This window comes from Ephemeroptericola cinctiostellae, assembly GCF_003339525.1.
In the GTDB taxonomy this organism is placed as follows: Bacteria; Pseudomonadota; Gammaproteobacteria; order Burkholderiales; family Burkholderiaceae; genus Hydromonas; species Hydromonas cinctiostellae.
The window spans coordinates 2,649,357-2,675,154 of the sequence record NZ_CP031124.1 but is presented as its reverse complement, the minus strand read 5'-3'; the positions used below and the strand labels follow the sequence as shown (position 1 = coordinate 2,675,154).

Below are 25,798 nucleotides of genomic sequence, written 5' to 3'. Positions count from 1 at the left end.
TTATAAAATATAACACCTCACACAGCGGCCATCGGATGTCTGGGTCAATGGCGATAACATGAACTTTGATAATTCAAATAATACCTCACAGCAAGAACTGTTTAAACGACGATTGATGGTGGCTCAATTGTTGGTCTTTGTGTGTTTCAGCGCCTTGGTGGCGCGTTTTGTTTATTTGCAAGTGGTTCGCCACGAAGCCTTTGACATCAAGGCTGAAAGCAACCGCACATCAATGGTGCCCGTCGCACCAGAGCGTGGTTCAATTTTTGATCGTTGGGGGGTGCCAATGGCGAAAAACACCGAGGGGTTTTCGCTAGAAATCACGCCCGATGATTTGCCCAAATTAGACCCCAAAGAAAAAGAAGCCGATACCATCGCGCGCACCATCGAGCAGATCAAGCAATACATTGAAATCACTGATGCGGATCTGAAAAGTTTCAAAAAAATCAAAGAAGATGCACAAGCACATGATTCCATTCCCGTTCGCCTGAAAATGACGGAACAAGAAGTGGCCCGTTTCTCTGTTGAGCAATACCGTTTTAAAGGCGTTGAGATTAAAAAACGCAGCTTCCGTGAGTACCCCAATGAAGGGATGGGGGTGCATGTGGTCGGTTATGTGGGGCGACTGAATAAACAAGACAAAGCCCGTTTGGAAGAAGAGCAACTCAGTGACACCTACCGTGGTACCTCTCAAATCGGTCGAACAGGGATTGAGCAAAGCTATGAATCCATTTTGCATGGCAAAGCGGGCTATCAAATGTTGGAAGTGTATGCGGGCGGCCAAAGCTTACGTGAGCTCGGTAGTGAGCCTGCGGTCAATGGTCAAAGCGTTAAATTGACCATTGATGCTTACATGCAATCGGAAATTGAAAAGGCTTATGCCGGTCGCCGTGGTGCATTGGTGGCCATTGAACCTTCAACGGGACAAGTGCTCGCCTTTGTGAGTTCGCCTACTTACAATCCTAAATTGTTCATTGATGGCATCTCTGATGAGGATTGGAAAGCACTCAATGACTCCAAAAATAAACCCATGTTGAACCGAGCTTTGCGAGGCGGTTATCCGCCAGGCTCAACCTATAAGCCTTTCATGGCCTTGGGAGCATTGCATTCGGGTGCGCGTGATCGAAATATGGTGATGCAGGATGGTGGTGTTTATGTGTTTGGTGGTCATCGATATCGAGACTCAACAGGTGGACGCGGGCATGGCGCAGTGAATATGTTCACATCCATTGCGGTGTCCTCTGACGTGTATTACTATGATCTGGCCTACAAAATGGGTGTTGATTTGATTCACCAAGAAAGCTCGCGTTTTGGCTTCGGTCAAAAAACAGGTATTGATTTGATTGGCGAGTCCGCTGGTTTGTTGCCGTCCAGTGAGTGGGCGATGAGACGTGAGAAAAAAGAATGGTCTCCTGGGCGTACTATCAATCTGGGCATTGGGCAGGGTGAAAATATTTTCACCATATTGCAGTTGGCCAACGGCGTGTCCACCATCGCCAACGGTGGTGTGCGCATGAAGCCCTATTTGCTTAAAGCCAAAATGGACACCGTGAGCGGTCAAGAGGTGGAGACGCAGCCGCAAGTGGCTTTGGATTTGCAAATTCCTCCTGCTGACATTGATCTGATTCGTCGAGCCATGGTGCAGGTGAATATTTCAGGTACAGGTCGTGGTATTTTTAATGATTTACCAGGGCAAGTGGCGGGGAAAACAGGTACAGCGCAGGTGTTTACCGTGGCACAAAACTCAACCTACAAACAAAGTGTGAAAGGCGAATTTTCGCGTGATCACTCGTTGTACATCGCTTTCTATCCAGCGGACAACCCAAAAATTGCGGTTGCTGCGATTGTTGAAAATGGGGGGTTTGGGGCTTCGGCTGCGGCACCTGTGGTGCACCGAGCATTGCAAGCGTTTAATGAATCGCAAGCAGGAAAGCGTTTCAATACCCCGACCATCATGAATTCGAATGTCACTGCATCACCTTTGGCGATAAAAGTGGATTCTAAAAATACAGACACAACACAGGTTAAAAAGCCATGAGATTGAGCGCTCAGCCCCAGTTGTCGGGCATTCGGAAAGTATTTGCCCCATTGGACGGGGTCATGATTTTTGTTTTAATGCTGATCGCTGCATTGAGTATCGTGACGATGTACAGTGCATCATCGGACATTCCCGATCGCTTTCCCGATCACATTCGAAACCTCATCATTGGCTTTTTTGTGATGTTGACTTTTGCCTACATTCCGCCACAATGGCTCATGAAAGCGGCGGTGCCGCTCTATGCGCTGGGTGTTGTGCTGCTGATTGGGGTGGCTGTTGTTGGGCAAACCCGTCTGGGGGCAAAACGTTGGTTGAATCTCGGTGTTGTGATTCAGCCATCCGAATTGTTGAAAATTGCGGTGCCACTCATGCTGTCGTATTATTTTCACCTCACGGGTGTGATCAGCGGTAAGCGGGCGTGGACTGCATTTGGTCTTGCCGCATTGCTTTTGTTGGTGCCTTTTTTGTTGATTGCCAAACAGCCCGATTTGGGTACCGCATTGCTGGTGGTGTTTGCGGGCTCTTATGTGATTTTCTTTGCTGGACTGAGTTGGAAAGTCATTGTGGGGCTTTTGACCTCAGCCGTGGTCAGCTTCCCAATCATGTGGCAATTTCTTAAACCGTATCAACGCACACGCATTGAAGTGTTGCTCAATCCAAGTTCTGATCCCCGTGGTGCAGGCTTCCACATTCTTCAAGCAGAAACTGCGATTGGCTCGGGAGGCTGGTTGGGTAAGGGTTTTGAACAGGGTACACAAACCCATTTGAAGTTTTTGCCTGAGCGCAGCACGGACTTTTTACTGGCGGTATTGTCGGAGGAGTTTGGCCTTATTGGAGTATTGCTATTGCTTGTGTTATACTCTGTTCTCATTTTTCGTGGTTTGTCGATTGCACATGACGCGTCCACGAGGTTTGAACGTCTGCTGGCAGGGGCCATCACCATGATTATATTCACATATGCTTTTGTCAATATGGGGATGGTGGCTGGGATGTTGCCAGTGGTTGGAGTGCCACTGCCGTTCATGAGTTATGGCGGAACTGCGTTAATTACCTTAGGCGTAGGTTGTGGCATGTTAATGAGTGTGCGCCACCATCGAATCAGATGATGCACACTTGCGGGTAAGACGACCTCCTATAATAATAACGATCAGTCTAAAACCCCGTCTACAAGGAGTAGGACGGTATGATTCGTTTGAAAATACGTAAGCGCATTGCGCTCGCAGTCAGTGTCACAGCATTTGCAGCAGTTGGATTTACAAGTGCGGTGACCTCTGCAAAAGAAATGGTAACCCCCAATATGGCGGTTGCCGATTACCCAGTAAACGGGCCAACATCATTTGGATACAATGCGCTAGGCGCTAAAGTGCAGAAAACCAGTTTTGCACCTACGGACGCTAAGTTACGCGCTTTACAAACAGGTGTGGCCTCGTATTACGGTCCAGGGTTTCACGGCCGACGCACGGCAAATGGCGAGACATTTAATATGAACGCCTTAACCGCTGCCCATCGAACCTTGCCGTTTGGAACCCGATTGAAGGTCACAAACCTGAACAATGGTCAAAGTGCCATTGTTCGCGTGAATGACCGCGGACCTTATGTCGGTGGTCGTGTGATTGATTTATCGGTTGCTGCAGCCAAGCAAATCGGTTCAACAGGTTCAGGCACTGCGAGAGTGAAACTGGAAGTGGTTGAACAGTAAGCAAGGTTGTGCACATGGATCCATGCATGCCATCAAATGCCGCCCTTCGGGGCGGCGTTTTTTATGGGGCTGTGCATTCTGCAAATAAAAGCTTATGACAAACTTTCCCCCAGTTTGAGCACCTGCATGCTTTCAAAGCTGCAAGGGCAATGGTTGGTGGGGTCGATGAATTTAATTTTTTTTGCCAGTAATTGCAGGGGGCGACTGTAATCATCTGCTTGCTTGGGGTGGGTCAGTGGGTAAAAAGCATCGTTGATGATCGGCATGCCAAGACTGGACATGTGCACGCGAAGCTGGTGTTTTTTGCCAGTCAATGGCTCCAATTGATACAAACTCAATGTGCCGTGTGATTTCATCAAGCTGATGCGTGTCTCACTGTTGGCTTCACCCTCAATTTCATGCATGATGAAAAATTGATTGGCCTCAGCCAGGCGGCTGCGATGAATCAATGGAAAACTCAGGTCTGGCTGTGTTCTGGCGATGGCGTGGTAGGTTTTATGAACGGCTCGTTCGGCAAATAATTGTTGGTAGGCACCCCGTGTCGCGCTGTTTTTTGAAAACAAGATCACCCCTGCGGTGTCACGATCCAACCGATGGATGGGGGACAATGTGGGGTTGTTGAATGTCTGACGCAATCGAGTGAGCAGTGTTTCTTTTAGGTACATGCCTGACGGAGTGACAGGCAAAAAATGTGGTTTATCCACCACCAGCAGGTGCTCTGTCTCATGCAACACGGTTTCAAAAAATGGTATTTTTTCCTCATCAGCGATTTCACGGTAGTAATACAGGCACAAGCCTGCCCGATAATGGCTGCTTGAAGCCATTCGTTCTCCATTCGATGATACGACTTCACCTTTGTCTAAACGGTTGCGCCAAACGGTGGTGGGCACATTTGGAAAGCGTTCTAATAAAAAATCCATGAGGGTGAGCCATGGGCCTGTAGATAACCAAACCACGCTTGGGTTGATGCCATCTCGTGGTGGCAAGGGGGAAACCATAAAATCATTCATGTTTTCAGTGTACGGATAATTTCTTTGATGGGCAAGTGATGCATGGAAATTGGATGAACTTCGCTTGTTTGGCGCGTGTTGGGTGCGTATTTGCCCCATCTCGACTCGGAAATTCCGTTAAAATGACATGGGAGCTGTACATTCAAAAAAAGTAACTGCTTTTTTTGTGAGAGAGAAGATGATTGGTATTTTATTGGTGACGCATACACCGTTGTCCGCTGCTTTTTTGGCTGCGGCCACCCATGTGTATAAGAAGGCACCTGACAATGTTCGTGCGCTAGACGTGATTGCCGACCAAGACCCATATGAGGTCAATGAATTGGTCGCAGAAGCACTGCTGGAGTTGGATGATGGCGATGGTGTGTTGATTTTGACAGACATTTGCGGGGCAACCCCAGCCAATTGCGCACAGCGCATGGCCAACTTAAGTTCAAACACACGTTTAGTTTATGGTTTGAATGTGCCCATGTTGTTGCGCGCATTGAATTATCGCCATTTGCCTTTGGCGCAAGTGGTTGAGAAAGCTTTAGACGGTGGTAAAAATGGGGTGGCGAGTTATGCAGATGAAACCTCAATGTCAACTTGTGCGCCATGATGGCCTGTTAGTAATGGTCTAGGTACATTGCGCTGTTAGGGAATGAAAAGAAGGGGTTGGTGTGCTTGGCCATTCATGGCTTGAGTGGCATCCGCCTTGAGATTGAAAGCCACAAAGAGGTTTTCGCTGTTTTTGATAAAGGATTGTATGATTCAAGAAGAAACAACCATTGTGAATAAACTGGGTTTGCATGCGCGCGCTTCGGGTGTGTTGACTCAAACAGCAACCAAATTTAAAAGTGAAATTTGGATCACACGGAATGGTCGTCGTGTCAATGCGAAGTCAATCATGGGTGTGATGATGTTGGCGGCGGGTAAAGGTTCTGTGGTGACGATTGAAACCGATGGCGAAGATGAAATGCCTGCAATGGACGCTGTGCTTGCCTTAATTGCCAATAAGTTTGGTGAAGGGGAGTAATACGTGACGTTCAGCATTCATGGGATTGGAGTCAGTGAAAAAATTGCGATTGGTAAAGCGCATTTGCTCGCTCACGTCAGTTTGGAGGCGCCCCATTATTTGATCGCTTCTGACCGCGTTGATGCTGAAATAAAACGTTTTGAAGCGGCGGTTCGCGATGTGCAAGAAGAGTTCGTTTTGCTGCAAGACGGTTTGGATGATGATGCGCCACATGAAATGAGTGCCATGCTGCAAGTGCACGCCATGATTGCACAAGACAACATGCTGATTGAGTATCCCAAAAGCCTCATGCGTGACAAGCGCTACAATGCAGAATGGGCATTGTCAGCGCAAGTGAATGAATTGGTAGAGCAGTTTGAGGCCTTTGAAGACCCTTATTTGCGTGAGCGCAAGCAGGATGTCATGCAAGTGGGTACGCGCATCATGCGAGCCATTCGAGAACATGCGGGCTTGGTCATTGAAAACAATGTTCGGCCACAAGCCTTTGATGATGACATGATTTTAGTGGCACATGACATCACGCCTGCGGATATGTTGCAATTCAAAGACCGCGCCTTGGCTGGGTTCATCACCGACTTGGGCGGTACGACCAGCCATACGGCGATTGTCGCCCGTGGTTTGGGTGTCCCCGCCGTTGTGGCCACAGGCCAAGCACGAGACCTCATTCGAGAAAATGAATGGGTCATCATTGATGGGGCCAATGGCGTGGTGCTGGTGAATCCAGATGAGTTGTTGCTGAGCCATTATCGGGGTTTACAGGTTGAACAACGCATTCACCAAACCAGTTTGGGTAATTTGGTGTACCAGCGTGCACGGACGTTGGATGGCAGCGAAATCAAGTTGATGGCCAATATTGAGTTGCCCAGTGATGTGCAAGCGGTTCAGCAAGTCGGTGCGGATGGTGTGGGTTTGTTCCGCAGTGAGTTTTTGTTCCTGAATCGTTTACACTTGCCTGAAGAAGAAGAGCAGTTCATTGCTTACAAAACGGTTGCTGTTGCATTGGTGGGGCAGTCTGTGACCATTCGAACGCTTGACATCGGTGCGGACAAAAACTTGGCCACCGACGATTACATCACCCCGTTGAATCCAGCCCTTGGACTGCGTGCTGTGCGTTACAGTTTGGCGCATCCAGACATGTTTTTAACGCAGTTGCGGGCGATTCTGCGTGCCTCGGCGTATGGCAAAATTAAAATTTTGTTGCCCATGATCAGCAGCTTGGAGCAGTTACAGCAGGCACTCAATTTGTATTATAAAGCGCGTGAGCAGTTGACTGAAAAAAATATTCCTTTTGACCGCAGCATTCAGGTCGGCATCATGGTTGAGATTCCATCTGCCGTGATCATTTTACCCATACTGTTGCCTTTGATTGACTTCGTGTCCATCGGTACGAATGATCTGACGCAATACACTTTGGCAGTCGATCGTGGCGATGCCGAGGTCACCCATTTATATGAAGAAACCCATCCAGCGGTATTGCGCTTGATTTTCAATACCATTGATTTGTGTCGCCGTGCGAAAAAAGGGGTCTCTGTGTGTGGTGAAATGGCGGGCGATGCCAAATTGACACGCTTGCTGCTTGGTTTTGGTTTGCGCGAGTTTTCGATGCAGCCCGCACAGGTTTTGAGCGTCAAAGAGCGCGTGCTCAAAGCCTCATCAAAAAAGAGCAGAAAAGCCGCTGAAGATGTGTTGCTTCAATATGAGCAAGTTAAGATTCGACAGCGAATCAAAGACTTGAATCAAAAAGCACATTAGGCAAGAAAGACAAAAAAGACCCTGTTTTTCCGTGATCGATGTGATGTGTTTTATCAGCAGACTTTGATGAAATGAAAGCACCGATTAAAACCCAAAGGTTAAGCTCGACATGTGTTTTAAATGTCAAGTAACTTGAACCGACTGTTGAAAAAACGGACTTATCCGACGTCTTTAGATTCACAAATGAGCATGGCCTTGAATCACTTTGCGCCACGTGTTTGTCGTGTGAAACCCAATCCACCATTCCAATCTGATGATTGAATTTAAATGTTTACCAAACCATGACTGAAAAAAATACCGCAACACAAACAGAGCACAACGCTGAAACTGTATCCAATTTCATTCGTCAAAAAATTGAAGCCGATGCGGCACAACACAAATATGACCGCGTGGGTTTACCGCCGATCATCACCCGCTTTCCACCTGAGCCGAATGGCTATTTACACATCGGTCATGCGAAAAGCATTTGCATTAATTTTGGCCTCGCGCAAACGTATGGCGGTCGCTGCAACCTGCGCTTTGACGACACCAACCCTGAAAAAGAGTCCACTGAATATGTTGACTCAATCAAAAGTACGGTGAAGTGGTTGGGTTTTGACTGGACGGATGCGACGGGCGAGCATTTGCACTATGCATCCGACTACTTTGAGCAACTGTATGCTTTTGCAGAAAAACTCATTGAGGCGGGCCACGCTTACATCGACAGTCAAGATGCGGACACCATTCGTGCCCAGCGCGGTCAACTGCATGAAGCGGGACAAAACTCGCCTCATCGTGATCGCCCAACCGCCGAGTCTCTGGATCTTTTCCGTCGCATGAAAGCGGGTGAGTTTAAAGAAGGCGAGCATGTCTTGCGCGCCAAAATCGACATGGCCTCATCGTTCATCGCCATGCGCGACCCCGTGATTTATCGCATTCGTTTCGTGCACCATCACCGCACGGGCGATGCATGGTGCATTTACCCGTTATACGATTTCACCCACTGCATTTCCGATGCGATTGAACAAGTCACGCATTCGCTGTGTACGCTCGAATTTGAAAATAACCGCCCGTTGTACAACTGGGTGCTTGCCCGTTTGGTTGAGGTGGGCGCATTGGCTCAGCCATTGCCCGAACAAACTGAATTTGCGCGCCTTAATTTGACCTACGCCATCACCAGTAAACGCAAGCTGTTGCAATTGGTTGAAGAAAATTTAGTCGATGGTTGGGATGATCCACGCATGATGACCCTTGTGGGTATTCGCCGTCGTGGTTTCACCCCAGAATCGATTCGTTTGTTTTGTGAACGCATTGGTGTGTCAAAGGCTGACTCTTGGATTGACATGAGCGTGCTGGAGCAAGCCGTGCGCGATGATTTGGACGAAAAAGCCCCACGCGCGGTCGCTGTGCTCAAGCCATTGAAACTCATCCTTGACAACTACCCTGTTGACCATGCAGAACCGTGCAAAGCCCCTGTTCACCCGCACCACCCAGAAATGGGTGAGCGTCATTTTGAACTGACCCGCGAGTTGTGGATTGATCAAGATGACTTTATGGCTGAGCCTGTCAAAGGTTTCTTCCGATTGTTTGTGGGCAACAAAGTGCGCTTGCGTTATGGTTTCGTCATCGAATGCACGGGCTTTGACACCGATGAACACGGCAACGTCACCGCTGTCCACGCGAACTATTTCGCCGACAGCAAAAGCGGCACTGAAGGCTCAAACAACTACAAAGTCAAAGGCAACATCCACTGGTTGTCCGATGTCTCTGCCGTCCCCGCTGAAATCCGTGTGTACGACCGTCTGTTCAACGACGCACACCCTGATGCAGGTGGCAAAGATTTCTTGCAAGCCCTTAACCCCGACTCCAAACACATCACACAAGGCATGGTTGAACAAAGCATTGCCAACGTCGCTGCTGAAACGCATTTTCAATTTGAACGCCACGGTTATTTTGTGACCGATAAAGTGGATTCAAAAGCGGGTGCGTTGGTGTTTAATCGGATCGTTGGATTGAAGGACACTTGGCAAAAACGGTGATGAGACTCTGTGAGTTTGAACCAGAAAGGTGAGAGAAATGCATTGATGAGTCAACTTTTGCTGGCTTCACGGTACAAGTGATTTGCCATGTGTTCTGTCCACCTGTTTTAGGTGGCATTGCTTGGTTTTTGTCTCAGCGTTGGTCCGCGCGGTTTCTCATTGCCATTGGCTTGTCTTTGATGATTGTGTTGCCTTTGTTCTTTTGTTTTAAGAAAAAATAAATTGTTTGAGTTCAATGTGAGGTCAAAGATCATCACGTCATTGAATCCTTTTCATGAATGCCCTGATCATAAGGCGCGAGGCATGCACTCCGATATTAAAAATAACATTCAACATTTACTCGACACGCGACAACGCCAAATTCTTGGCATTGTCGGTGCACCTGGAGCGGGTAAATCAACCCTTGTGGCCCAGATTGTTGAACATTTTGGTTCGCAGGTGGTGGTCTTGCCGATGGATGGCTTTCACCTTGCGGATGCCGAATTGCGTCGTTTGGGACGTGATCAGCGCAAAGGTGCGCCCGACACATTTGATGCCGCTGGTTTTGTGTCGTTGTTGTCGCGTGTACGCCATCAGACGGATGAAGTGATTTATGCGCCTGAGTTTGATCGCAGCTTGGAGGCGGGGATTGCGGGCAGCATTGCGATTGCACCTGAAACACCTCTGGTCATTGCGGAGGGCAATTATTTGTTGTTGCAAACAGGCGCATGGCGGCATGTGCGCCCCCTACTGGATGCGTCTTGGTATGTTGATGTGGATGAGGTGCTGCGCATGCCCCGTTTGATCGAGCGCCATGTGCAATTTGGGCGCACGCCTGAAGCGGCGCGGGCGTGGGTGATGGCGAGTGATGAACCCAATGCGCGTTTGATTGAGCAATGTAAACCGTTGGCGGATTGGTTGGTGCCTTGGGCGTGATGCCTTTTGATGGTTTCGACTGCAGGGCGCGACTGCCACACACCTCTCATGGGTGATGAAATGCGAAGTTTATTTTTTCATCATGTGCTGCGGAGAAACATTTGGGCTTGTTCTATGGGCTTGTGTTCCCAAGTCAGGGCGCGGGGATGCGCAAACGGACTCATGAACTGTTCTGATGCCTTTACGAATGCAATCAATGGTCAGATACAACACTTCCAATATGGCGTTTGGGACAAGCGCCGTGTCGTTTAATGGATTCACACTTAAATTTTACCTATGAAAACACCGCATCACTTGGTTGAAAAATACAATGTCGCAGGCCCACGTTATACGAGTTATCCGACCGTGCCGTATTGGCAGGAGGCTGATTTTAGTACGCTTGCTTATTTAAAAAATGCCATTGATACCTTCAAAATCAGCAATGCCAATCAAGGGGTGAGTTTGTATATTCACCTGCCGTATTGTGAAAGCCTATGCACCTTTTGTGCGTGTAATCGACGCATCACGCGCAAGCATTCGGTTGAGGCGCGGTATATCGCTGCGCTGCTGAAAGAGTGGCGCATGTATGTCGACTTGTTGGCGCAGCATTCAGATGAGCCGCCGCGCATTCGAGAAATTCATTTGGGTGGCGGAACGCCCACATTTTTCAGCCCTGAGCATTTGACTGCGTTGATCGAGGGTTTATTCAAGCATGCCGAGCGTGCCGAAGGGCGTGAATTTAGCTTTGAAGGGCATCCAAACAACACGACCCGCGAGCATTTACAAGCGTTGTTCGATGTGGGTTTTCGCCGTGTCAGTTATGGTGTTCAGGATTATGATGCCAAAGTGCAGGCCGCAATTCATCGGATTCAGCCCTTTGAACATGTACAGCGTGTGCATGAGATGGCGCGTGACATCGGTTACACCTCGATCAGCCATGACCTTGTGTTTGGTTTGCCGCATCAGACCATCGCTTCTGTGGAGGCCACAATTCGCAAGACCGCTGAGCTGGCACCTGATCGTTTGGCTTTTTACAGTTACGCACATGTGCCGTGGATTAAAGGCAATGGTCAACGTGGGTTTGATGAGGCCGATTTACCGAGCGGTCCTGTGAAGCGCGCACTGTATGAGCTGGGTAAGGATTTATTTGATGACATGGGTTATGTGGAAGTGGGTATGGATCATTTTGCCCGCACGACAGACAGTTTATGCATTGCCATGCGAGAGGCGCGACTGCATCGCAATTTCATGGGGTATACCGAAACCAATACGCAGCTGATGATTGGTCTTGGCGTGTCGTCAATCTCGGACGTATGGTCGGGGTTTGCTCAAAACGATAAAGATTTGGACGGTTATCTGGCTCGCATAGAGGCCGATGAGTGGCCGATTCAGCGCGGTCACCTGTTGACCGATGAGGATCTCATTGTGCGCCAGCACATCTTGAACATCATGTGTCGCATGCACACCGATTGGTCAGATGAGGCGATGCGCATTTCTGAGTTACCAGAGATTGTCGCACGACTTGAGGAAATGCGTACCGATGGCTTGTTGGTTTTAACCGATCACAGCCTCACCGTGCTCGAGTCAGGACGACCCTTTATCCGCAACATCGCGATGGCATTTGACGTGCGGTTGTGGGCGAAACAGCCTGAAACGCGTTTGTTTTCGATGATGATTTAGAGGTGCGATTGAAGTGATGATTAAGATGATGGTTAAGCTGGTGGCTGGGCTGAGCGGATCCCGCACCGGTGAATTTTTCAACCAAAAGGAGGGCTTATGTACGGCGTGATCTTACTTCTTCATGTTTTGGGGGCGATGGTTTGGACGGGAGGGCATTTGGTGCTCGCACTGACGGTGTTGCCTCGCGTATTAAGGGAAAAATCCGTTGAGCAGTTGTCACGCTTTGAATCGGGTTATGAACGCATTGGCATGCCCGCATTGTTGCTTCAGGTCTTGACTGGTGTGTGGTTGGCTCATCACATGTTGCCAGATGTCAGTCAGTGGTTGGCGTTTGACAATCCTGTGGCGCGGTTGATTGCAGTCAAGTTGTTGTTGCTGACCGCCAGCGTCGCTTTTGCGATTCATGCGAAGTTTCGTGTCATTCCCAAATTGTCGGCCAACAATTTAACCGTCATGGCTTGGCACATTGTGCCTGTGACCTTGATTTCTGTTTTGTTTGCTGTTGTTGGGGTTTCATTTAGGACGGGTTGGTTTTACTGAGCTTCATAGCGCGCCGCAACTGCTGCGCTGAGGTGAATCCCACCCGATAGGCAAGCTCTTCTTGGCTGTGTCGGCGTTCTAAATTCAATTGTTGCGCGAGTCCGACTCGGATTTTGCGCAGGTATTCATGTGGCAAAATCCCCGCTTCTTGCTTAAATAACCGAGTCAAATGCCGAGGGCTGACGCAGGCCACGTCGGCCATGTCGTTTGTGTGCCACGGGTGTGTAGGATTGACGAGGATGGCGGTTTGCACCCGATGCACCGCAGGGTGGATGTGGTTGCGGTGTTGTAGCAGTGGCGATGGCTCTGGGTCGAGGCTGGCACGGCGCTGATAGACCACCATGTGTTGAGCGACGCTGGCAGCACAGTGGGCATTTGTGGTTTTTTCAATGTAGCGCAAGGTCACGTCCAGCCCAGCGGTCACGCCTGCACTGGTCATGATGTGCCCGTCTTCGACGTACATGTGGTTCATTTCCAACACCGCTGTGGGTTCGATGCGCCGCAGGTCGTCATAGTGGGCGTGATGTGTGGTGCAGCGTTTGTGTTTGAGTAAACCCGCCATTGCAGCTAAAATGCTGCCCGCACAAATACAAATCAAGGGCTGCTTCGTGGGCAATGTGCTCAGCCACGCTGCTGTGATGGCGGTGGATGTTGTGTCTTCGTTCCAATTTCCCGCCGTTCCAGGTACGATGACCACCGCATCAATTGGCAACTGGGCTGGCAATGGCTGTATGTTCATCAAAGCAAGTCCAATTGACGTATTGACTTGATGTGCCATGCCAATAAAATGCAGTTTGAATTGCACATCACCTTGAAATCGATTACTGTACAGCAATGCATCTGCACTGATCGCCAAATCGGTGAGCAGGGTGTTGGGTAGAATCACAAAGTAAATGGGTATGGTGCGCATGGTCTTTTAATTGCTCAGGAAATGTTCAATAAGAGATGAGATGATGTTTTTTTCACATGAAATCAATGCATTGTGTCATAAGTCACTTGAAGAAAAGAGGGTTTAAATGGACATTCAACAACACGATGATGGTAAAAAGGGTCGTTTTTTCGTTCAAATTGATCAGCATGATGTGGCAGAGATGACCTATGTTTGGTTGGCCGATGAAAAAATCATCATTGACCATACGGCGGTGGACGCGTCGCTTAAAGGCCAAGGTGTCGGTCGTCAGATGGTTGAGCGAGCGGTTGCTTTTGCACGGGAGAGGGGCATCAAAATCATTCCTTTGTGCCCTTTTGCCAAAAGTGTTTTTGATAAAACTGAGGCATTTCATGATGTTTTGTGATATTTAGAGTGGACGGCTTCATTTTTTGAAGTCAACTTTCGGGGGCAAGCATGGACAAAAATAACACCATCAAAAAATACAGCAATGGCGAAATCACCATTGTTTGGCAAAATGGTTTGTGTCAGCATGCGGGGGTGTGCGTGAAAACATTGCCTGCTGTGTACAATCCAAAAGAAAAACCGTGGATTAAAATTGAAAATGCCACGACGGCTGAATTGATTGCCCAAGTGGAGCGTTGCCCAACGGGGGCTTTGTCTTATATCGATGAGTCAAAAAGCGATTAGAAGGGCAGTAGACTCCAATAGGCTTCACAGGCTCCAACAGGCTGAATGGCACATTGGGTGAGCCTTATGGGCAACCCAAGTGCCCTCACTTTGATGAGATCACCTCTGTTCTGGCGGCAAGCCAGAGACTTTTGCCACAAGTTCCGCATAAGCGCTCATGTTCACAGGGCGAAACTTAACCGCCGTACTGGCGGGATCCGATGTGAGGCAGTTGCCATTGTGCCAATCGTTGAATGGCCGTATGGGGCGAGGCACAAAGCCACCGCCACAGTTTGGGCACACATTGGCTTGCAAAATGGTGTCGACGCAATGGGCACAAAAGGTGCATTCGTAACTGCATATGCGTGCATCAACGGCACTGGGTGGCAGCGCGACATTGCAATGCTCGCAGTTTGGTCTGAGCTCTAACATGATTTTTCCTTCAATATCTGAAACATGAATACTGCTGTGCAGTGTGGGGCTATCGTCTTTGCAATCGTTCTAACACATGGTGACCCAATACGTTGAACAACAGACCCACCATGACCACCACAATGCCAAAGATTTGCCAACCCATCAAGTGTTCATTGAGCAAAACAAAGCCAGCGGTCAGGCCAATGGGCGGCACCATGAGGGTGATCGGCGCAATCCATGACGCAGGGTAACGCGCGAGCAAACCGCCCCACAGCACATAGCCCACAATCGTTGCAAGGTAAGCAATGTAAGCGATGGCGGCGACATCTTGCCATGTGAATTGAACGGCGATGCGGGCAAACACATCCAGTCCTTCAAACCACAATGCACTGATGGTGAAAAAAGGCAAGACCACCAGCGCGCCCCAAATCACGAGATTGAGCAATGGCACGGGGCTTGAGCGGGCGATGTGTTTGTTCACGACATTGCCCAGTGCCCATGATGCACCCGCACACACGGTCAATGTAAAACCAATCCATGAGACCTCCGATTGACTGGGCGAACGTTGCGCTAAAGAGTAACTCGCTAGACAGACCAAACCCACGGCTGAAATGAGCATGCCGATGATTTGATGCGACTTTACCGACTCTTTGAAAAAATAAGCTGAAAAGATCAGTGTGAACGGCGCAGAGACTTGCAACACCAATGATGCCAAGCCCGCAGGCATGCCCAGTCGCATGCCGATGAACAGAAATGCAAACTGACCAAAGCTGATGCACAATGCGTAAGCGAACAGCCAACGCCAAGGCAAACGTGGGCGTGCCACGAAAAAAACCGCAGGTAAGGCAACGGCTGCAAAGCGCAACGCACCGAGCGCAAACGGTGGGATGTGCTGCAAACCAATTTTGATGGCCACAAAATTCACCCCCCAAATCAGCACAATCAGCAACGCACGCCCCATGTCCAATGCGCTCATGCGAGCACCTCCCTTTGTGATGCAGCCAATGCGTTGAGCACGCTGCTCACGGTGTGAATGTGCGCAAATCGTCCCGCCAAGACCAGTTCGGAGCGGCGTTTAATCGCCGCCACATCAAAGCACTCACCGCTGGCGGCATGTTGCATGGCAAACGTGTGGGTCGCTTCGGTGACGTAGTCCACTTTAAAGCCAAGGTCGGATGCATGGCGCGTGGTTGTTTCGCAGCACTGTTCGGTGCGAATGCCAGAAACAATTAAATGGTTGATGCCGCGCTGACGCAGCCACACATCCAAGCCCGTTCCCACCAATGCGCTGTGGCGGGTTTTGTGAAAAATTGCTTCGGGGGTGATTTGAAGGCCATCCAATGTGCGCACAAAACCGCTGTCCAATTGAAATTCCACGTCGTCATCGTGGTGGAAAATCTGTACAACAGGTCTGCCCAATCGATGCACGCCATCGATTAAAGCCTGTTGAGCTTGCATGTATGGAGCCGCCTCGCTGTCGATCCAATGTGTGCGTTGAGTAAACGATTGTTGTGCATCGATGACCAATAACGCCGTGTTCATTTGTACCTCCAGTGGTTGATTTGATGACACAGTATGAGGGGTTAGACAGCCTATAAACAGAGGTGAATGAGACAATTGACATTCAAAAAAAGACATCAAAGGTCAATCTGAATGGTTCGCATGAAAATGAGTGAAATATGGGTGAACTGGCTTTAAATTGTCGCATGAAAATGATTCGGAAAGCAAAATGCACCTTTTATTTTGCCTGAATCGATAGTTTTTTATAATCAGACTGATTGATCTCTTTGACTGGACATTTGAGTTGGAGGGGGCTACATTGAAAGGGCTGAACGACCGTTGAGCACCGATTTTTTCATTTAAGGAGAACATCATGGCTGCATTAAAAGGTTCTAAAACAGAGCAATCGTTGAAAGATGCATTTGCAGGGGAATCACAGGCGAATCGTCGTTATTTGTATTTTGCAAACAAAGCCGATATTGAAGGTCAAAACGATGTGGCGGCTTTATTCCGTTCAACTGCTGAAGGTGAGACTGGCCATGCACATGGGCATTTGGAGTTTTTAGAGCAGTCGGGTGATCCCGCGACAGGGATGCCGATTGGTGCGACGCGTGATAATTTGGCTTCTGCCGTGGCGGGCGAGACCCATGAATACACCGACATGTATCCCGGTATGGCAAAGACAGCACGCGAAGAAGGTTTTGATGAAATTGCCGATTGGTTTGAAACATTGGCCAAAGCTGAACGGAGTCATGCCAACCGCTATCAAAAAGCGTTGAATGAATTCGTGGAGTGAACTTTTGCTCTGGCGTTAAACCGCTCGTCATCGGTTGTGTGCGTGATCAGTCGTGCAGGCTCGCCTGTGCGATTGAACATGGGGCTGTGTGCATTGTGCAGAGATGTACCCCCATGCAGGTGGCTTTGATTGTGGTCATGCCATGTGGCCGCATCCGCTTCACCACTCGTTACCGATGTTTTACCGACTGACCAACCACCCATGGAGCTTGTCATGACTCGAGAAGGTTCACTTGAAGCACCCACGCGGCATCCTTTGGATTGGCAAAATCCTGAGTTTTACAACGAGGTGGCTTGCCTGACTGAGATGGAGCGCATCTTTGATATTTGCCATGGTTGTCGCCGCTGTGTCAGCCTGTGTGGCGCTTTTCCAACCTTGTTTGATTTGGTGGATGAAAGTAAAACGATGGAAGTCGATGGTGTCGACAAAAAAGATTACTGGAAAGTTGTTGATCAGTGCTATATGTGCGACCTGTGTTACATGACCAAATGCCCGTATGTGCCACCCCATCCATTTAACCTTGACTTCCCGCACACCATATTGCGCGCAAAGGCGATTCAATTCAAAAAAGGTGAGGTGTCTAAAGCCAGTCAATTGCTGGCTTCAACCGACACGCATGGCATGTTTGCAGGCATTCCAGTGGTCGTGCAAACCATCAATGCCATCAACCACACCCAAGTGGCACGCCAAGTGATGGAGAAAACCTTGGGGGTCGATCAGGATGCATGGTTGCCTGATTTTGCAACGACGAAGTTTCGCAGTGGGGCGGCCAAGTCACCCGATGTTGAGGTCAAAGAAGGGAAAAGTGCCCCTGGCAAGGTGGCCATTTTTGCCACATGTTTTGTCAATTATAACGAACCTGCGATCGGGCATGATTTGCTCAAAATCCTCACGCACAATCACATTCCTTATGAATTGGTTGATCAGGAGAAATGTTGCGGTATGCCCAAACTGGAACTCGGCGACCTTGAAGCGGTCAATGCCAGCAAAGAAATCAATGTTCCCGTATTGGCACGTTATGCGCGTGCAGGCTACGCCATCCTGTCGCCAGTCCCCAGCTGTACCTTGATGTTCAAGCAAGAGATTCCTTTGATGTACCCCGATGATGCGGATGTTCAGTTGGTCAAAGAGGCCATGTATGATCCCTTTGAATACCTGATGTTGCGTAAACGGGATGGGTTGCTGAAAACAGAGTTTCCACAGCCATTGGGCAATGTCAGTTATCAAATTCCATGTCATGGGCGGGTGCAAAAAATCGGTAAAAAGACCGAAGAAATGCTCAAAATGATACCTGAAACCACGATCAATACGATCGAACGTTGTTCAGGTCATGCGGGCACGTATGGGGTGAAAAAAGCACACCATCAAGATGCACTGAAGATTGGTAAGCCTGTGTTTAAAGCGATGGCGAACATGAAAGATGGCGCAAAACCCGACTACATCAGCTCGGACTGTCCATTGGGTGGGCACCACATTGCGCAAGGTTTTGAAGTCAATCAACTTGGGGAGCCGCAGTTGGCGCATCCACTTTCATTGGTGCGCATGGCATACGGTTTGGATGCGCCGAAAAAATAACACTGCATCCAAGCGCTATGGCATGTGTCATTTCGCCTCACATCATTTCAATTTTTTGGAGACATCATCATGCAGATGACAGGACACATCGACACCAGCTCCCTCATGTCGCTTGAAGCCTACAGCACATGGCGCAAAGTGCATCAAGCCGACATTATCGCCCATCGCCGCATGCGTTCGGTGCAGTTGGGTGAACACTTAAATATTCAATTTGAAAGTGAAATGACGGTGCGTTATCAAATACAGGAAATGCTACGCATCGAAAAAATATTTGAGGAGGAAGGTATTCGGAGTGAAATTGAAACGTATGCCCCATTGATGCCAACGGGAGGCAACTGGAAGGCCACGGTGTTGTTGGAATACCCCAATGTCGACGATCGTCGAATGGCTTTGGCTCAATTGATTGGCATCGAAGACCATTTGTATGTTCAGGTGGGTGATTTTGAGCGGGTGTATGCGATTGCAGATGAAGATTTGGATCGTGAAAATGAGGAAAAAACCTCAGCGGTTCATTTTTGCCGCTGGGAATTGGCTGAGGCCATGTGTGCTGCGTTGACGGCGGGTGCGTTGTTGACTGTGGGGTGTGATCACCCACATTACACCGAGCAGACGGTGGTGACAGGAGATGCCCGCACGAGTTTACTGGCGGATTTATAGGCGATCGCAGAGTAAAGCCCTGTTTTGTGCTTGTTTAAAATTAAAGGTTTTGAGTGGGCGTAGACACAAACACGAAGAAATTAAAATAGGTCTACTAACCCATAAATATTGGATTCTTTGGGAGCGGCATCTGTTTTGAACCGACGTCATTTAAAAAAACCATGTGCACGTTGACATGGTTTTTTTAAGTGGCAGAAGAAGGTGGGCTCAATGGTGTGTTTAAAACACGCAAAAAAGCAATTTCGCCTTCTTTTAACAGTTCGATCAACAGGCCAAAAATGGCATTTTGTACTTCAGGGCTCATCTGGCTGCCCAAATTCATGCTGGCATGTTTAATCGACGTGTCGGCAATGCTGGACAGCGACACATGCGAATGATGGCTTAAAAAACGATAGCTTTCATACACCTCGGCGTAACCCCAGTCCGCCAGCATGCGCTTCAGGCTCACACGTTTCACACCCAATGATTTGTAATGTTCGATGTCCGCATGCAATTGGCTCAAATCGGTTTTTTGATGGGAATTGTCTTCCAGTCGGTGTAATGTTTCTTCCAAATCCATCAGCGTCAGGGCGTGGTAATGCTTCACCGTGTCTTTTGACAAATACCCCAATTGTGCAATCGCCTCCAATAATGTCCGCCCCAGCGTCAGGATGGCCGAATGAAACTGGGTGGGGTAAATGCTCAACACTGCGCCTGCGGTCTCGGTGGCACGCACATACAAGCCCACCGCGAGGATGTGCGCGGGTTGTTTGGCATCAAAGGGGGTACCAACAATGGTTTGGCAAGCGACATCGAATTGCGCTTGCAGGTGGGTGGCGTTGTACATGGTGCGCGCGTGGTGCTTAGCGTTTGATGGCTTTAGGCGCAATCACAGGGGCGTCTGTGAGCGTGAATTGTGTGCCTGCCAGCGCAGCGGCAAGGGCCGATAGGTCGATGTGCTCACCCTCAACGGTGGCGCGCGGGGGCATCAAGCTGACATTGACATTAGAAACGCCAGCCACGCTGGACAAAGCGGTTTGGACTCGGGCAACGCAGTGTTGGCAAGTCATGCCAGAGACGGTGTAAGTTTGGTTCATGGGGTTTACTCAGTTGTTTTAATGCTGTTTAAATGTGAATAGAAATAACAGATTCGATCGCTCAACGTGGTGATGCTTTGTTACAATAACAGCTTACATTATAAATTGAATTGAAAACATTATGACCCAATTTGCGCCACTCAAAAACGATTATTTCTTGCGTGCTTTGCGCCGCGAAGCCACGCCTTACACACCCGTATGGTTGATGCGTCAAGCGGGTCGTTATTTGCCCGAATACCGCGCCACCCGTGCACAGGCGGGCAGCTTCATGCAACTTGCGCAAAACCCCATGCTGGCAACGGAAGTGACTTTGCAGCCGATTGACCGCTACAACCTCGATGCAGCGATTTTATTCAGCGACATCCTAACGGTACCCGATGCCATGGGCTTGGGGCTGCGTTTTGTGGAGGGCGAAGGCCCCGTATTTGACCGTCCCTTGCGGGACGAGGTGGCGGTGCAACGCCTTGAAGTACCTGACATGGCACGCTTGCAATATGTATTTGATGCGGTGGCTAAAATACGCTCAGCTTTGGATGGTCGTGTGCCACTGATTGGCTTTGCGGGCAGCCCGTACACCATTGCATGCTATATGGTGGAAGGAGGTTCATCACGTGAGTTTAAAACGATTAAATCGATGATGTACATGCGTCCTGATTTATTGCATCACATCCTGATGGTCAATGCCCGAGCGACAACGCAGTACTTGAATGCACAAATTGCCGCAGGCGCGCAGGCCGTGATGATCTTTGATACGTGGGGTGGTTCTTTGTCGCATGATGCGTATGAAGACTTTTCTCTTGCTTACATGCGCCAAGTGATGCAAGGCTTGACCCGAGAGGTCAACGGTGAACGCATCCCTGTGATTGTGTTCACCAAGGGCGGTGCTGTTTGGTTGGATCGCATGGCTGAATCGGGTGCTGATGCGCTGGGCTTGGACTGGACTGTGAACATTGGCTCTGCACGCATTCGAGTGGGTGATAAAGTGGCTTTACAAGGGAATATTGATCCGATGGTCTTGTTCGGCTCAGACGCAGCGATTCGACAGGAAGTGCGTCGTGTTTTGGATGCGTATGGCAACCACCCTGGACATGTATTTAATTTAGGTCACGGTATTTCTCAGTTCACTCATCCCGATGCAGTGAAGGTCTTGGTGGATGAGGTGCACAGTTACAGCAAAGATTTGCGACTTTCTGCACCGCAATAATTAAAATTCGCTCTTTTTTTAGCACGCCTGTTTTTAAAAGAGCTATACCTTTAAATAATGGGTTGTACTTAGTCAACGAAAGTGAAAAGAGACTTGACTTACCCACATTCTTTAAGAAAACGCACTAGCATGCGGTTTGGCGCTGGATGGGTGCCTTGCAAGGCTTTTTAGATATTTAAGTTGTTGATTTTAAATGAATTTCATCGTTGTGTAAAAAATGAGCATTTTAGGTTAAGCCCCGATTTTACTGGCTTTCTCTTACTTTTCCACGACTTACTCACAAAGTTATCCACAGGTTTTGTGGGTAAGTTAAAAAGTTCAATGAAATCAAATGTGTTAGCGTAATAACTTAAATTTAAGCATCATAGCCGCCGCTAAGTGGGGTCAATGGAAGTCACAAAAAAAGCAAGTTGAGTGTGAAAAAATACATGGGTTTTTTTCGATGTTTTTTGTGCAAAAAAAACTTAAAAGCACTTGACTTACCCACATTTTTTAAAAGCGATTAAAAATATGCGGCACTGCAATACAACACCTTTGGAGTGCAAATGTATTGATGTAAGTTGTTGAATTTAAAGCTTTTTAATCATTGTGTAAAATTTGCTCATTTTAGGTTAACCCTTGATTTGACGGGATTTGTTCTGTTTTTTAAAGGGTTACCCACAAAGTTATCCACAGCTTTTGTGGGTAAATGTAAAATAATTAATAAAATCAATCGCTTATGTTTTTTATCGAAAGCGGGTTTGCCAGGGCAAGCCTGTTGTTTTGATTTTTATGAAACATTTTTTTTAGATTAAATCAAGGCAAATGAGGTTTATTTGTGATGTAAAAATTGTTGAAATTGACTTGACTTTATCAACTGATTTTTTTAAGTGTTTGTAAAATACAAACCAAGGTTTTTTTTACAATTGCTTCTCTGTCTTTTGATTAACATATTGAATTTTAATGACTTTATAAAATGTTTAATAAATGAGCAAACGAGTTTAAGCCTTGATTTACATGTGTTTATTGGGATTGTCCAAGAGTTCCCCACAGAGTTATCCACAGTTTTTGTGGGCAAGTGGCGGGCATTGAAATCGTTTGTTTGAGGGCATCCGCAATTGATGTGAATGACCCAATCATATTTTTGAAAGCTATCAATGGTGGGATGGGTGTTGCAAGTGGCGTGTGATGTGCCTGTTGCGGTTTCTGCTGCAGGCGTTTTTGATTATGCGCCCATCGAATTAAACAACACTCCCTTGAATTTGGCTGTGCCTGAGGCGTGGTTGGGGCACACGGTGCTCGTGCCTTTCGGCAAGCAGTTGTTGGTGGGCATTGTGATGGGGATTTCAACCACCAGCGAGGTGCCACCAGCCAAGCTCAAACCCATCCAAGCGGTGCTGCCCTTTGTGCCTCAGATGAGTGGGCACTGGCTTGATCTCGTGCGCTTCATGGCCAAATATTATCAACGTGGTTTGGGTGAAGTGGCGTTGCCTGCATTACCGATCGCGTTGCGTGTCGCGAAAAACTTCGTGTGGGATCAAACGACGGGTGAAATGACCTTGCGCACAGGCATGAGGACTTGGCGCAAATGGCGGGCGCTGCCGCCATCACCTGCGTTGCTGAATGTCGGCCAAGCATTGAACTTAACCCATGCCCAGCATGTTGTTTTGGATGATTTATTAGAACGGCGACACATCGACCTTCGCCCACAGCTGTTGTTTGGGGTGACGGGCAGTGGCAAAACGGAAGTTTATTTGCAATACCTTGCACATGTGTTACAGGACAGTGCTGATGGTCAAGTGCTTATCTTGGTGCCTGAAATCAACCTCACGCCACAATTTGCAGCGCGTCTGAATGCTCGATTTGGCATGGAAACAGTGGTGACTTTGCACAGTGGCTTGAACGAATCAACACGTTTGATGAATTGGTGGCGTGCCGCTTCTGGGCAAGCACGGGTGATTTTGGGCACGCGTTTGTCGGTGCTGGCCATGTTGCCGAATTTGCAAGCCATTGTGGTTGATGAGGAACACGACAGTTCGTACCGCCAGCAAGAGGGTGTGCGCTACTCTGCGCGTGATGTGGCGATTTACCGCGCCCATCAGTTGAATATTCCCATCGTTCTTGGCTCAGCCACACCCTCACTGGAAACGTGGCATAACGCATGCACGGGGCGATACGGCTTGCATCGATTGCCTGAGCGGGCGGTCAAAGGCGCCATGCTGCCTGAAGTGACGTTGGTGGATGTGCAAAAAACGGCTGCACAGGATGGTTTAAGCGAGCCAATGCGCCGCACCATCACCGAAACGATGGTGCAACACCACACCACACTGCTGTTTCAAAACAGACGCGGCTATGCCCCCGTGTTTTATTGCGGTCATTGTGGCCACATCCACGATTGCCCCAACTGTGCCGCGCACTTTGTGTACCACAGCACCACACGCCACCTGCATTGCCACCACTGCGGCCAGCAAGAGCGTGTGCCAAAAACCTGCATCAAATGTGGCAATGCCGACATGCACCCCATCGGCCAAGGCACGCAGCGGCTCGAAGAAACAGCTGCACGGCTGTGGCCGAAAGCCATCGTGCGCCGCATTGACGCTGACAGCACACGCAAAAAAGGGGAGCTGGAAGATGCGTTCGCCGATATCGCCGCAGGTGTGGTCGACATTGTCATCGGCACGCAAATGCTTGCCAAAGGCCACGATTGGCCTAACTTGAATACGGTCGGCGTACTTGACGTGGACAGCGGTTTGTTTGCACAAGATTACCGTGCACCCGAACGTTTGTTTGCCTTATTGCAGCAAGTCATCGGGCGAGCAGGGCGAGGACAGCAAGCCGGGCGCGTGCTCATTCAAACCGCATTCCCAGAGCATCCCATGTGGACGCAAGTTCGCACACACGACTTTGAAACATTTGCCACCAGTGAGCTGGCCGTGCGCCAACAGCTCGGTTTACCACCCTTTGCCGCACACGCTTTATTGCAAGTCGCCGCCCCAGAGCTCAAGCAAGCCCTTGCTTTTGCTCAAACGGCGCGCGAATTGGCGTTGATTTTGATCGCAGATCACCTTGAGTTTGCTCACGTCACCATCAATGCCGCCGTGCCAATGAACATGATGCGCCTGAATCGCCAAGAACGCGCACAAATCCTCATTGAGTGCCCATCTCGTCCGCGTTTACAGGCCTTTTTAGCGCAGTGGCAAGGCGCTTTGGTGGCGCAGAAAAGCCGCTTGATGTGGTTGATTGAAGTCGATCCTGCGGAAATTTGAATGGCAACGTGTTGCTTAAGTGCTGGGAATGTTGCACCTTCACACGTCGCACTGCACACGCCGATGGCGTCAGGCGAAGTCGTTAAATTGGCTTTGTACGACACTTTTCATCAGCGTCGCCGCAGCAATCAACATCAATTTATTCAATACAATGTCAACCCAATGAAGTTAGATCGCGACAACTGAATCATCGATGATGAACATCAAGCGGATTCAACTAGCGTTACCCCTTGTTATGATTCAACCATGGCATCACATAGAAGTTGCTCATCTAGACGTTACTTATCTTAATGCGGGTTGATTGAACGATTGCTGCATGATGATGTGTTTTTTCGTGAAGATGTCAAGCTCATAGCACCGTCAACAATGTCTTAACTGCCAAGCCAAACATAAATAAGCCAAATACTTTTCTGAGCTGAGCCGTGGGCAGTGCAGCAGATGCTTTAACCCCCAACTTAGAGGCCACAATCGAGCACGCACTCATGATCAGCAGGGCATATAAATCAATGTAACCCCAGCGCCAAGCATGAGGTGTGTCGGCGGTGATGCCAAAACCAATGATCGCACCGACAGAGATGGGTAAAATAACTCCTGTCGCTGTGCCAATCGCCGTTCTGAGTGGCAACCCCACTTTAGTCAAATAAAAAGTCATCACCGAAGCGCCGCCCATGCCCGCTAATGAGTAAGTTGCACCTGAAAAAAAGCCCGCCACATGGGAAAATCGCGTAAATAAAGGTGAGTTGGATGAGGTTTGCTCTCGTTGTACCAGTAATTTAATGCCGAAATAGCCCAGCATAATGGACAGACCCACTGCCAGCCATGCCCCTGGTAGGCGTGCGGCCAGTATGGCTCCAAAAAAAGCCCCCACCCCTGCGGGGAGAAAAAGCTTCTTAAACCAAACAAAATTCACATTACCATGGTTTCGGTGGCTTAAGAAGGACGAAAGTCCTGTAAATGCCATCGTGGCCAACGATGTCCCGAAGGCCAATCGTATGGCCTCGGTGGATGCCATGCCTTCACCCTTGTAAATGTGAATCAACACGGGAATAACAATCGCACCGCCGCCAATGCCGAACATCCCTGCTAGAAAGCCAGCCGCCAAGCCGCCCAAAATAAATGTTAATAACATC

General features: G+C 48.8%; 27 protein-coding genes. 18 read left to right on the top strand and 9 right to left on the bottom strand.

Annotated elements, in window-relative coordinates; all coding sequences use genetic code 11:
• Positions 1-58 precede the first annotated feature (58 nt).
• From mrdA to DTO96_RS12315, 3 genes are all read left to right on the top strand, one after another.
• Entirely contained in the window at positions 59-2,038 is a 1,980-nt protein-coding gene (gene mrdA, locus DTO96_RS12325) for a penicillin-binding protein 2 (protein ID WP_114563782.1), read from the top strand.
• Complete coding sequence (gene rodA, locus DTO96_RS12320) at positions 2,035-3,144, top strand: rod shape-determining protein RodA (protein WP_114563781.1); 1,110 nt, start codon at positions 2,035-2,037, stop codon at positions 3,142-3,144. The genes mrdA and rodA overlap by 4 nt, the downstream gene beginning before the upstream one ends.
• A 77-nt stretch (positions 3,145-3,221) precedes the next feature.
• Positions 3,222-3,737, top strand: coding sequence for a septal ring lytic transglycosylase RlpA family protein (locus DTO96_RS12315; RefSeq protein WP_114563780.1), 516 nt, complete (start codon positions 3,222-3,224; stop codon positions 3,735-3,737).
• 92 nt (positions 3,738-3,829) lie between these two features.
• Here the strand turns inward: DTO96_RS12315 and DTO96_RS12310 are convergent, their stop codons facing one another.
• Positions 3,830-4,735: a pseudouridine synthase gene (locus DTO96_RS12310; protein ID WP_114564052.1), complete on the bottom strand. Its 906-nt coding sequence runs from the start codon at positions 4,733-4,735 to the stop codon at positions 3,830-3,832.
• Positions 4,736-4,925: 190 nt separating this feature from the next.
• Between DTO96_RS12310 and DTO96_RS12305 the strand changes: the two genes are divergently transcribed.
• The 7 genes from DTO96_RS12305 (at position 4,926) to DTO96_RS12275 (ending at position 12,643) form a co-directional block, all read left to right on the top strand.
• On the top strand, positions 4,926-5,342 hold the full coding sequence (locus DTO96_RS12305) for a PTS sugar transporter subunit IIA (protein WP_114563779.1): 417 nt from the start codon (positions 4,926-4,928) through the stop codon (positions 5,340-5,342).
• Between the two features lie 147 nt (positions 5,343-5,489).
• A complete protein-coding gene (locus DTO96_RS12300; protein ID WP_114563778.1) occupies positions 5,490-5,759 on the top strand; it encodes an HPr family phosphocarrier protein in 270 nt (89 codons plus the stop codon).
• Positions 5,760-5,762: 3 nt separating this feature from the next.
• Positions 5,763-7,511, top strand: a complete 1,749-nt coding sequence (gene ptsP, locus DTO96_RS12295) for a phosphoenolpyruvate--protein phosphotransferase (RefSeq protein WP_114563777.1) — start codon at positions 5,763-5,765, stop codon at positions 7,509-7,511.
• A gap of 281 nt (positions 7,512-7,792) precedes the next feature.
• Positions 7,793-9,529 (top strand): glutamine--tRNA ligase/YqeY domain fusion protein, encoded by a 1,737-nt coding sequence (locus DTO96_RS12290; protein ID WP_114563776.1) that lies wholly within the window; start codon positions 7,793-7,795, stop codon positions 9,527-9,529.
• A 303-nt stretch (positions 9,530-9,832) separates the two neighbouring features.
• The gene (locus DTO96_RS12285; RefSeq protein ID WP_114563775.1) at positions 9,833-10,444 is read left to right on the top strand and encodes a nucleoside/nucleotide kinase family protein; all 612 of its coding nucleotides are present in this window, start codon (positions 9,833-9,835) and stop codon (positions 10,442-10,444) included.
• 276 nt (positions 10,445-10,720) lie between these two features.
• Positions 10,721-12,103, top strand: a complete 1,383-nt coding sequence (hemN, locus tag DTO96_RS12280; protein ID WP_114563774.1) for an oxygen-independent coproporphyrinogen III oxidase — start codon at positions 10,721-10,723, stop codon at positions 12,101-12,103.
• Between the two features lie 96 nt (positions 12,104-12,199).
• Positions 12,200-12,643: a CopD family protein gene (locus DTO96_RS12275; RefSeq protein WP_114563773.1), complete on the top strand. Its 444-nt coding sequence runs from the start codon at positions 12,200-12,202 to the stop codon at positions 12,641-12,643.
• Here the strand turns inward: DTO96_RS12275 and DTO96_RS12270 are convergent.
• Positions 12,621-13,553, bottom strand: coding sequence for a GlxA family transcriptional regulator (locus tag DTO96_RS12270; protein WP_114563772.1), 933 nt, complete (start codon positions 13,551-13,553; stop codon positions 12,621-12,623). The genes DTO96_RS12275 and DTO96_RS12270 overlap by 23 nt on opposite strands.
• Before the next feature lie 106 nt (positions 13,554-13,659).
• Between DTO96_RS12270 and DTO96_RS12265 the strand changes: the two genes are divergently transcribed.
• On the top strand, positions 13,660-13,938 hold the full coding sequence (locus DTO96_RS12265) for a GNAT family N-acetyltransferase (protein ID WP_114563771.1): 279 nt from the start codon (positions 13,660-13,662) through the stop codon (positions 13,936-13,938).
• Positions 13,939-13,988: 50 nt separating this feature from the next.
• Positions 13,989-14,222: a (4Fe-4S)-binding protein gene (locus DTO96_RS12260; protein WP_114563770.1), complete on the top strand. Its 234-nt coding sequence runs from the start codon at positions 13,989-13,991 to the stop codon at positions 14,220-14,222.
• A gap of 99 nt (positions 14,223-14,321) precedes the next feature.
• On the opposite strand, the gene DTO96_RS12255 is transcribed toward DTO96_RS12260, so the two are convergent.
• Genes DTO96_RS12255 through DTO96_RS12245 form a run of 3 tightly spaced genes read right to left on the bottom strand, consistent with a single transcriptional unit; the run spans position 14,322 to position 16,157 of the window.
• Complete coding sequence (locus DTO96_RS12255; protein ID WP_114563769.1) at positions 14,322-14,633, bottom strand: DUF1272 domain-containing protein; 312 nt, start codon at positions 14,631-14,633, stop codon at positions 14,322-14,324.
• A gap of 49 nt (positions 14,634-14,682) precedes the next feature.
• The gene (locus DTO96_RS12250) at positions 14,683-15,591 is read right to left on the bottom strand and encodes an EamA family transporter (protein ID WP_114563768.1); all 909 of its coding nucleotides are present in this window, start codon (positions 15,589-15,591) and stop codon (positions 14,683-14,685) included.
• Positions 15,588-16,157 carry a cysteine hydrolase family protein gene (locus tag DTO96_RS12245; protein ID WP_114563767.1) on the bottom strand — a complete coding sequence of 190 codons (570 nt, stop codon included), beginning with the start codon at positions 16,155-16,157 and terminating at the stop codon, positions 15,588-15,590. The genes DTO96_RS12250 and DTO96_RS12245 overlap by 4 nt, the downstream gene beginning before the upstream one ends.
• A gap of 331 nt (positions 16,158-16,488) precedes the next feature.
• Between DTO96_RS12245 and DTO96_RS12240 the strand changes: the two genes are divergently transcribed.
• Entirely contained in the window at positions 16,489-16,911 is a 423-nt protein-coding gene (locus DTO96_RS12240; RefSeq protein WP_114563766.1) for a rubrerythrin family protein, read from the top strand.
• Here DTO96_RS12240 and DTO96_RS12235 read toward each other — a convergent pair.
• Complete coding sequence (locus DTO96_RS12235) at positions 16,881-17,114, bottom strand: hypothetical protein (protein WP_114563765.1); 234 nt, start codon at positions 17,112-17,114, stop codon at positions 16,881-16,883. The genes DTO96_RS12240 and DTO96_RS12235 overlap by 31 nt on opposite strands.
• A 10-nt stretch (positions 17,115-17,124) precedes the next feature.
• Between DTO96_RS12235 and DTO96_RS12230 the strand changes: the two genes are divergently transcribed.
• Both DTO96_RS12230 and DTO96_RS12225 read left to right on the top strand, forming a co-directional pair.
• Positions 17,125-18,486, top strand: a complete 1,362-nt coding sequence (locus tag DTO96_RS12230; protein WP_114563764.1) for a (Fe-S)-binding protein — start codon at positions 17,125-17,127, stop codon at positions 18,484-18,486.
• A gap of 69 nt (positions 18,487-18,555) precedes the next feature.
• Positions 18,556-19,143 (top strand): DUF3501 family protein, encoded by a 588-nt coding sequence (locus DTO96_RS12225; protein ID WP_114563763.1) that lies wholly within the window; start codon positions 18,556-18,558, stop codon positions 19,141-19,143.
• A 184-nt stretch (positions 19,144-19,327) separates the two neighbouring features.
• Here DTO96_RS12225 and DTO96_RS12220 read toward each other — a convergent pair whose 3' ends face one another.
• Together DTO96_RS12220 and DTO96_RS12215 are read right to left on the bottom strand one after the other, a co-directional pair.
• On the bottom strand, positions 19,328-19,969 hold the full coding sequence (locus DTO96_RS12220; RefSeq protein ID WP_114563762.1) for a DUF5677 domain-containing protein: 642 nt from the start codon (positions 19,967-19,969) through the stop codon (positions 19,328-19,330).
• A 16-nt stretch (positions 19,970-19,985) separates the two neighbouring features.
• Positions 19,986-20,219 (bottom strand): heavy-metal-associated domain-containing protein, encoded by a 234-nt coding sequence (locus tag DTO96_RS12215; protein ID WP_114563761.1) that lies wholly within the window; start codon positions 20,217-20,219, stop codon positions 19,986-19,988.
• Positions 20,220-20,340: 121 nt separating this feature from the next.
• Here DTO96_RS12215 and hemE point away from each other — a divergent pair, with 121 nt between their 5' ends.
• From hemE to DTO96_RS12200, 3 genes are all read left to right on the top strand, one after another.
• Complete coding sequence (gene hemE / locus DTO96_RS12210) at positions 20,341-21,423, top strand: uroporphyrinogen decarboxylase (RefSeq protein WP_114563760.1); 1,083 nt, start codon at positions 20,341-20,343, stop codon at positions 21,421-21,423.
• Positions 21,424-22,559: 1,136 nt separating this feature from the next.
• Positions 22,560-24,668 carry a replication restart helicase PriA gene (gene priA / locus DTO96_RS12205; RefSeq protein ID WP_114563759.1) on the top strand — a complete coding sequence of 703 codons (2,109 nt, stop codon included), beginning with the start codon at positions 22,560-22,562 and terminating at the stop codon, positions 24,666-24,668.
• Positions 24,669-24,854, top strand: a complete 186-nt coding sequence (locus tag DTO96_RS12200; RefSeq protein ID WP_114563758.1) for a hypothetical protein — start codon at positions 24,669-24,671, stop codon at positions 24,852-24,854.
• A gap of 163 nt (positions 24,855-25,017) precedes the next feature.
• Here DTO96_RS12200 and DTO96_RS12195 read toward each other — a convergent pair whose 3' ends face one another.
• Positions 25,018-25,797 carry a sulfite exporter TauE/SafE family protein gene (locus DTO96_RS12195; RefSeq protein WP_114563757.1) on the bottom strand — a complete coding sequence of 260 codons (780 nt, stop codon included), beginning with the start codon at positions 25,795-25,797 and terminating at the stop codon, positions 25,018-25,020.
• Position 25,798: the final 1 nt, after the last annotated feature.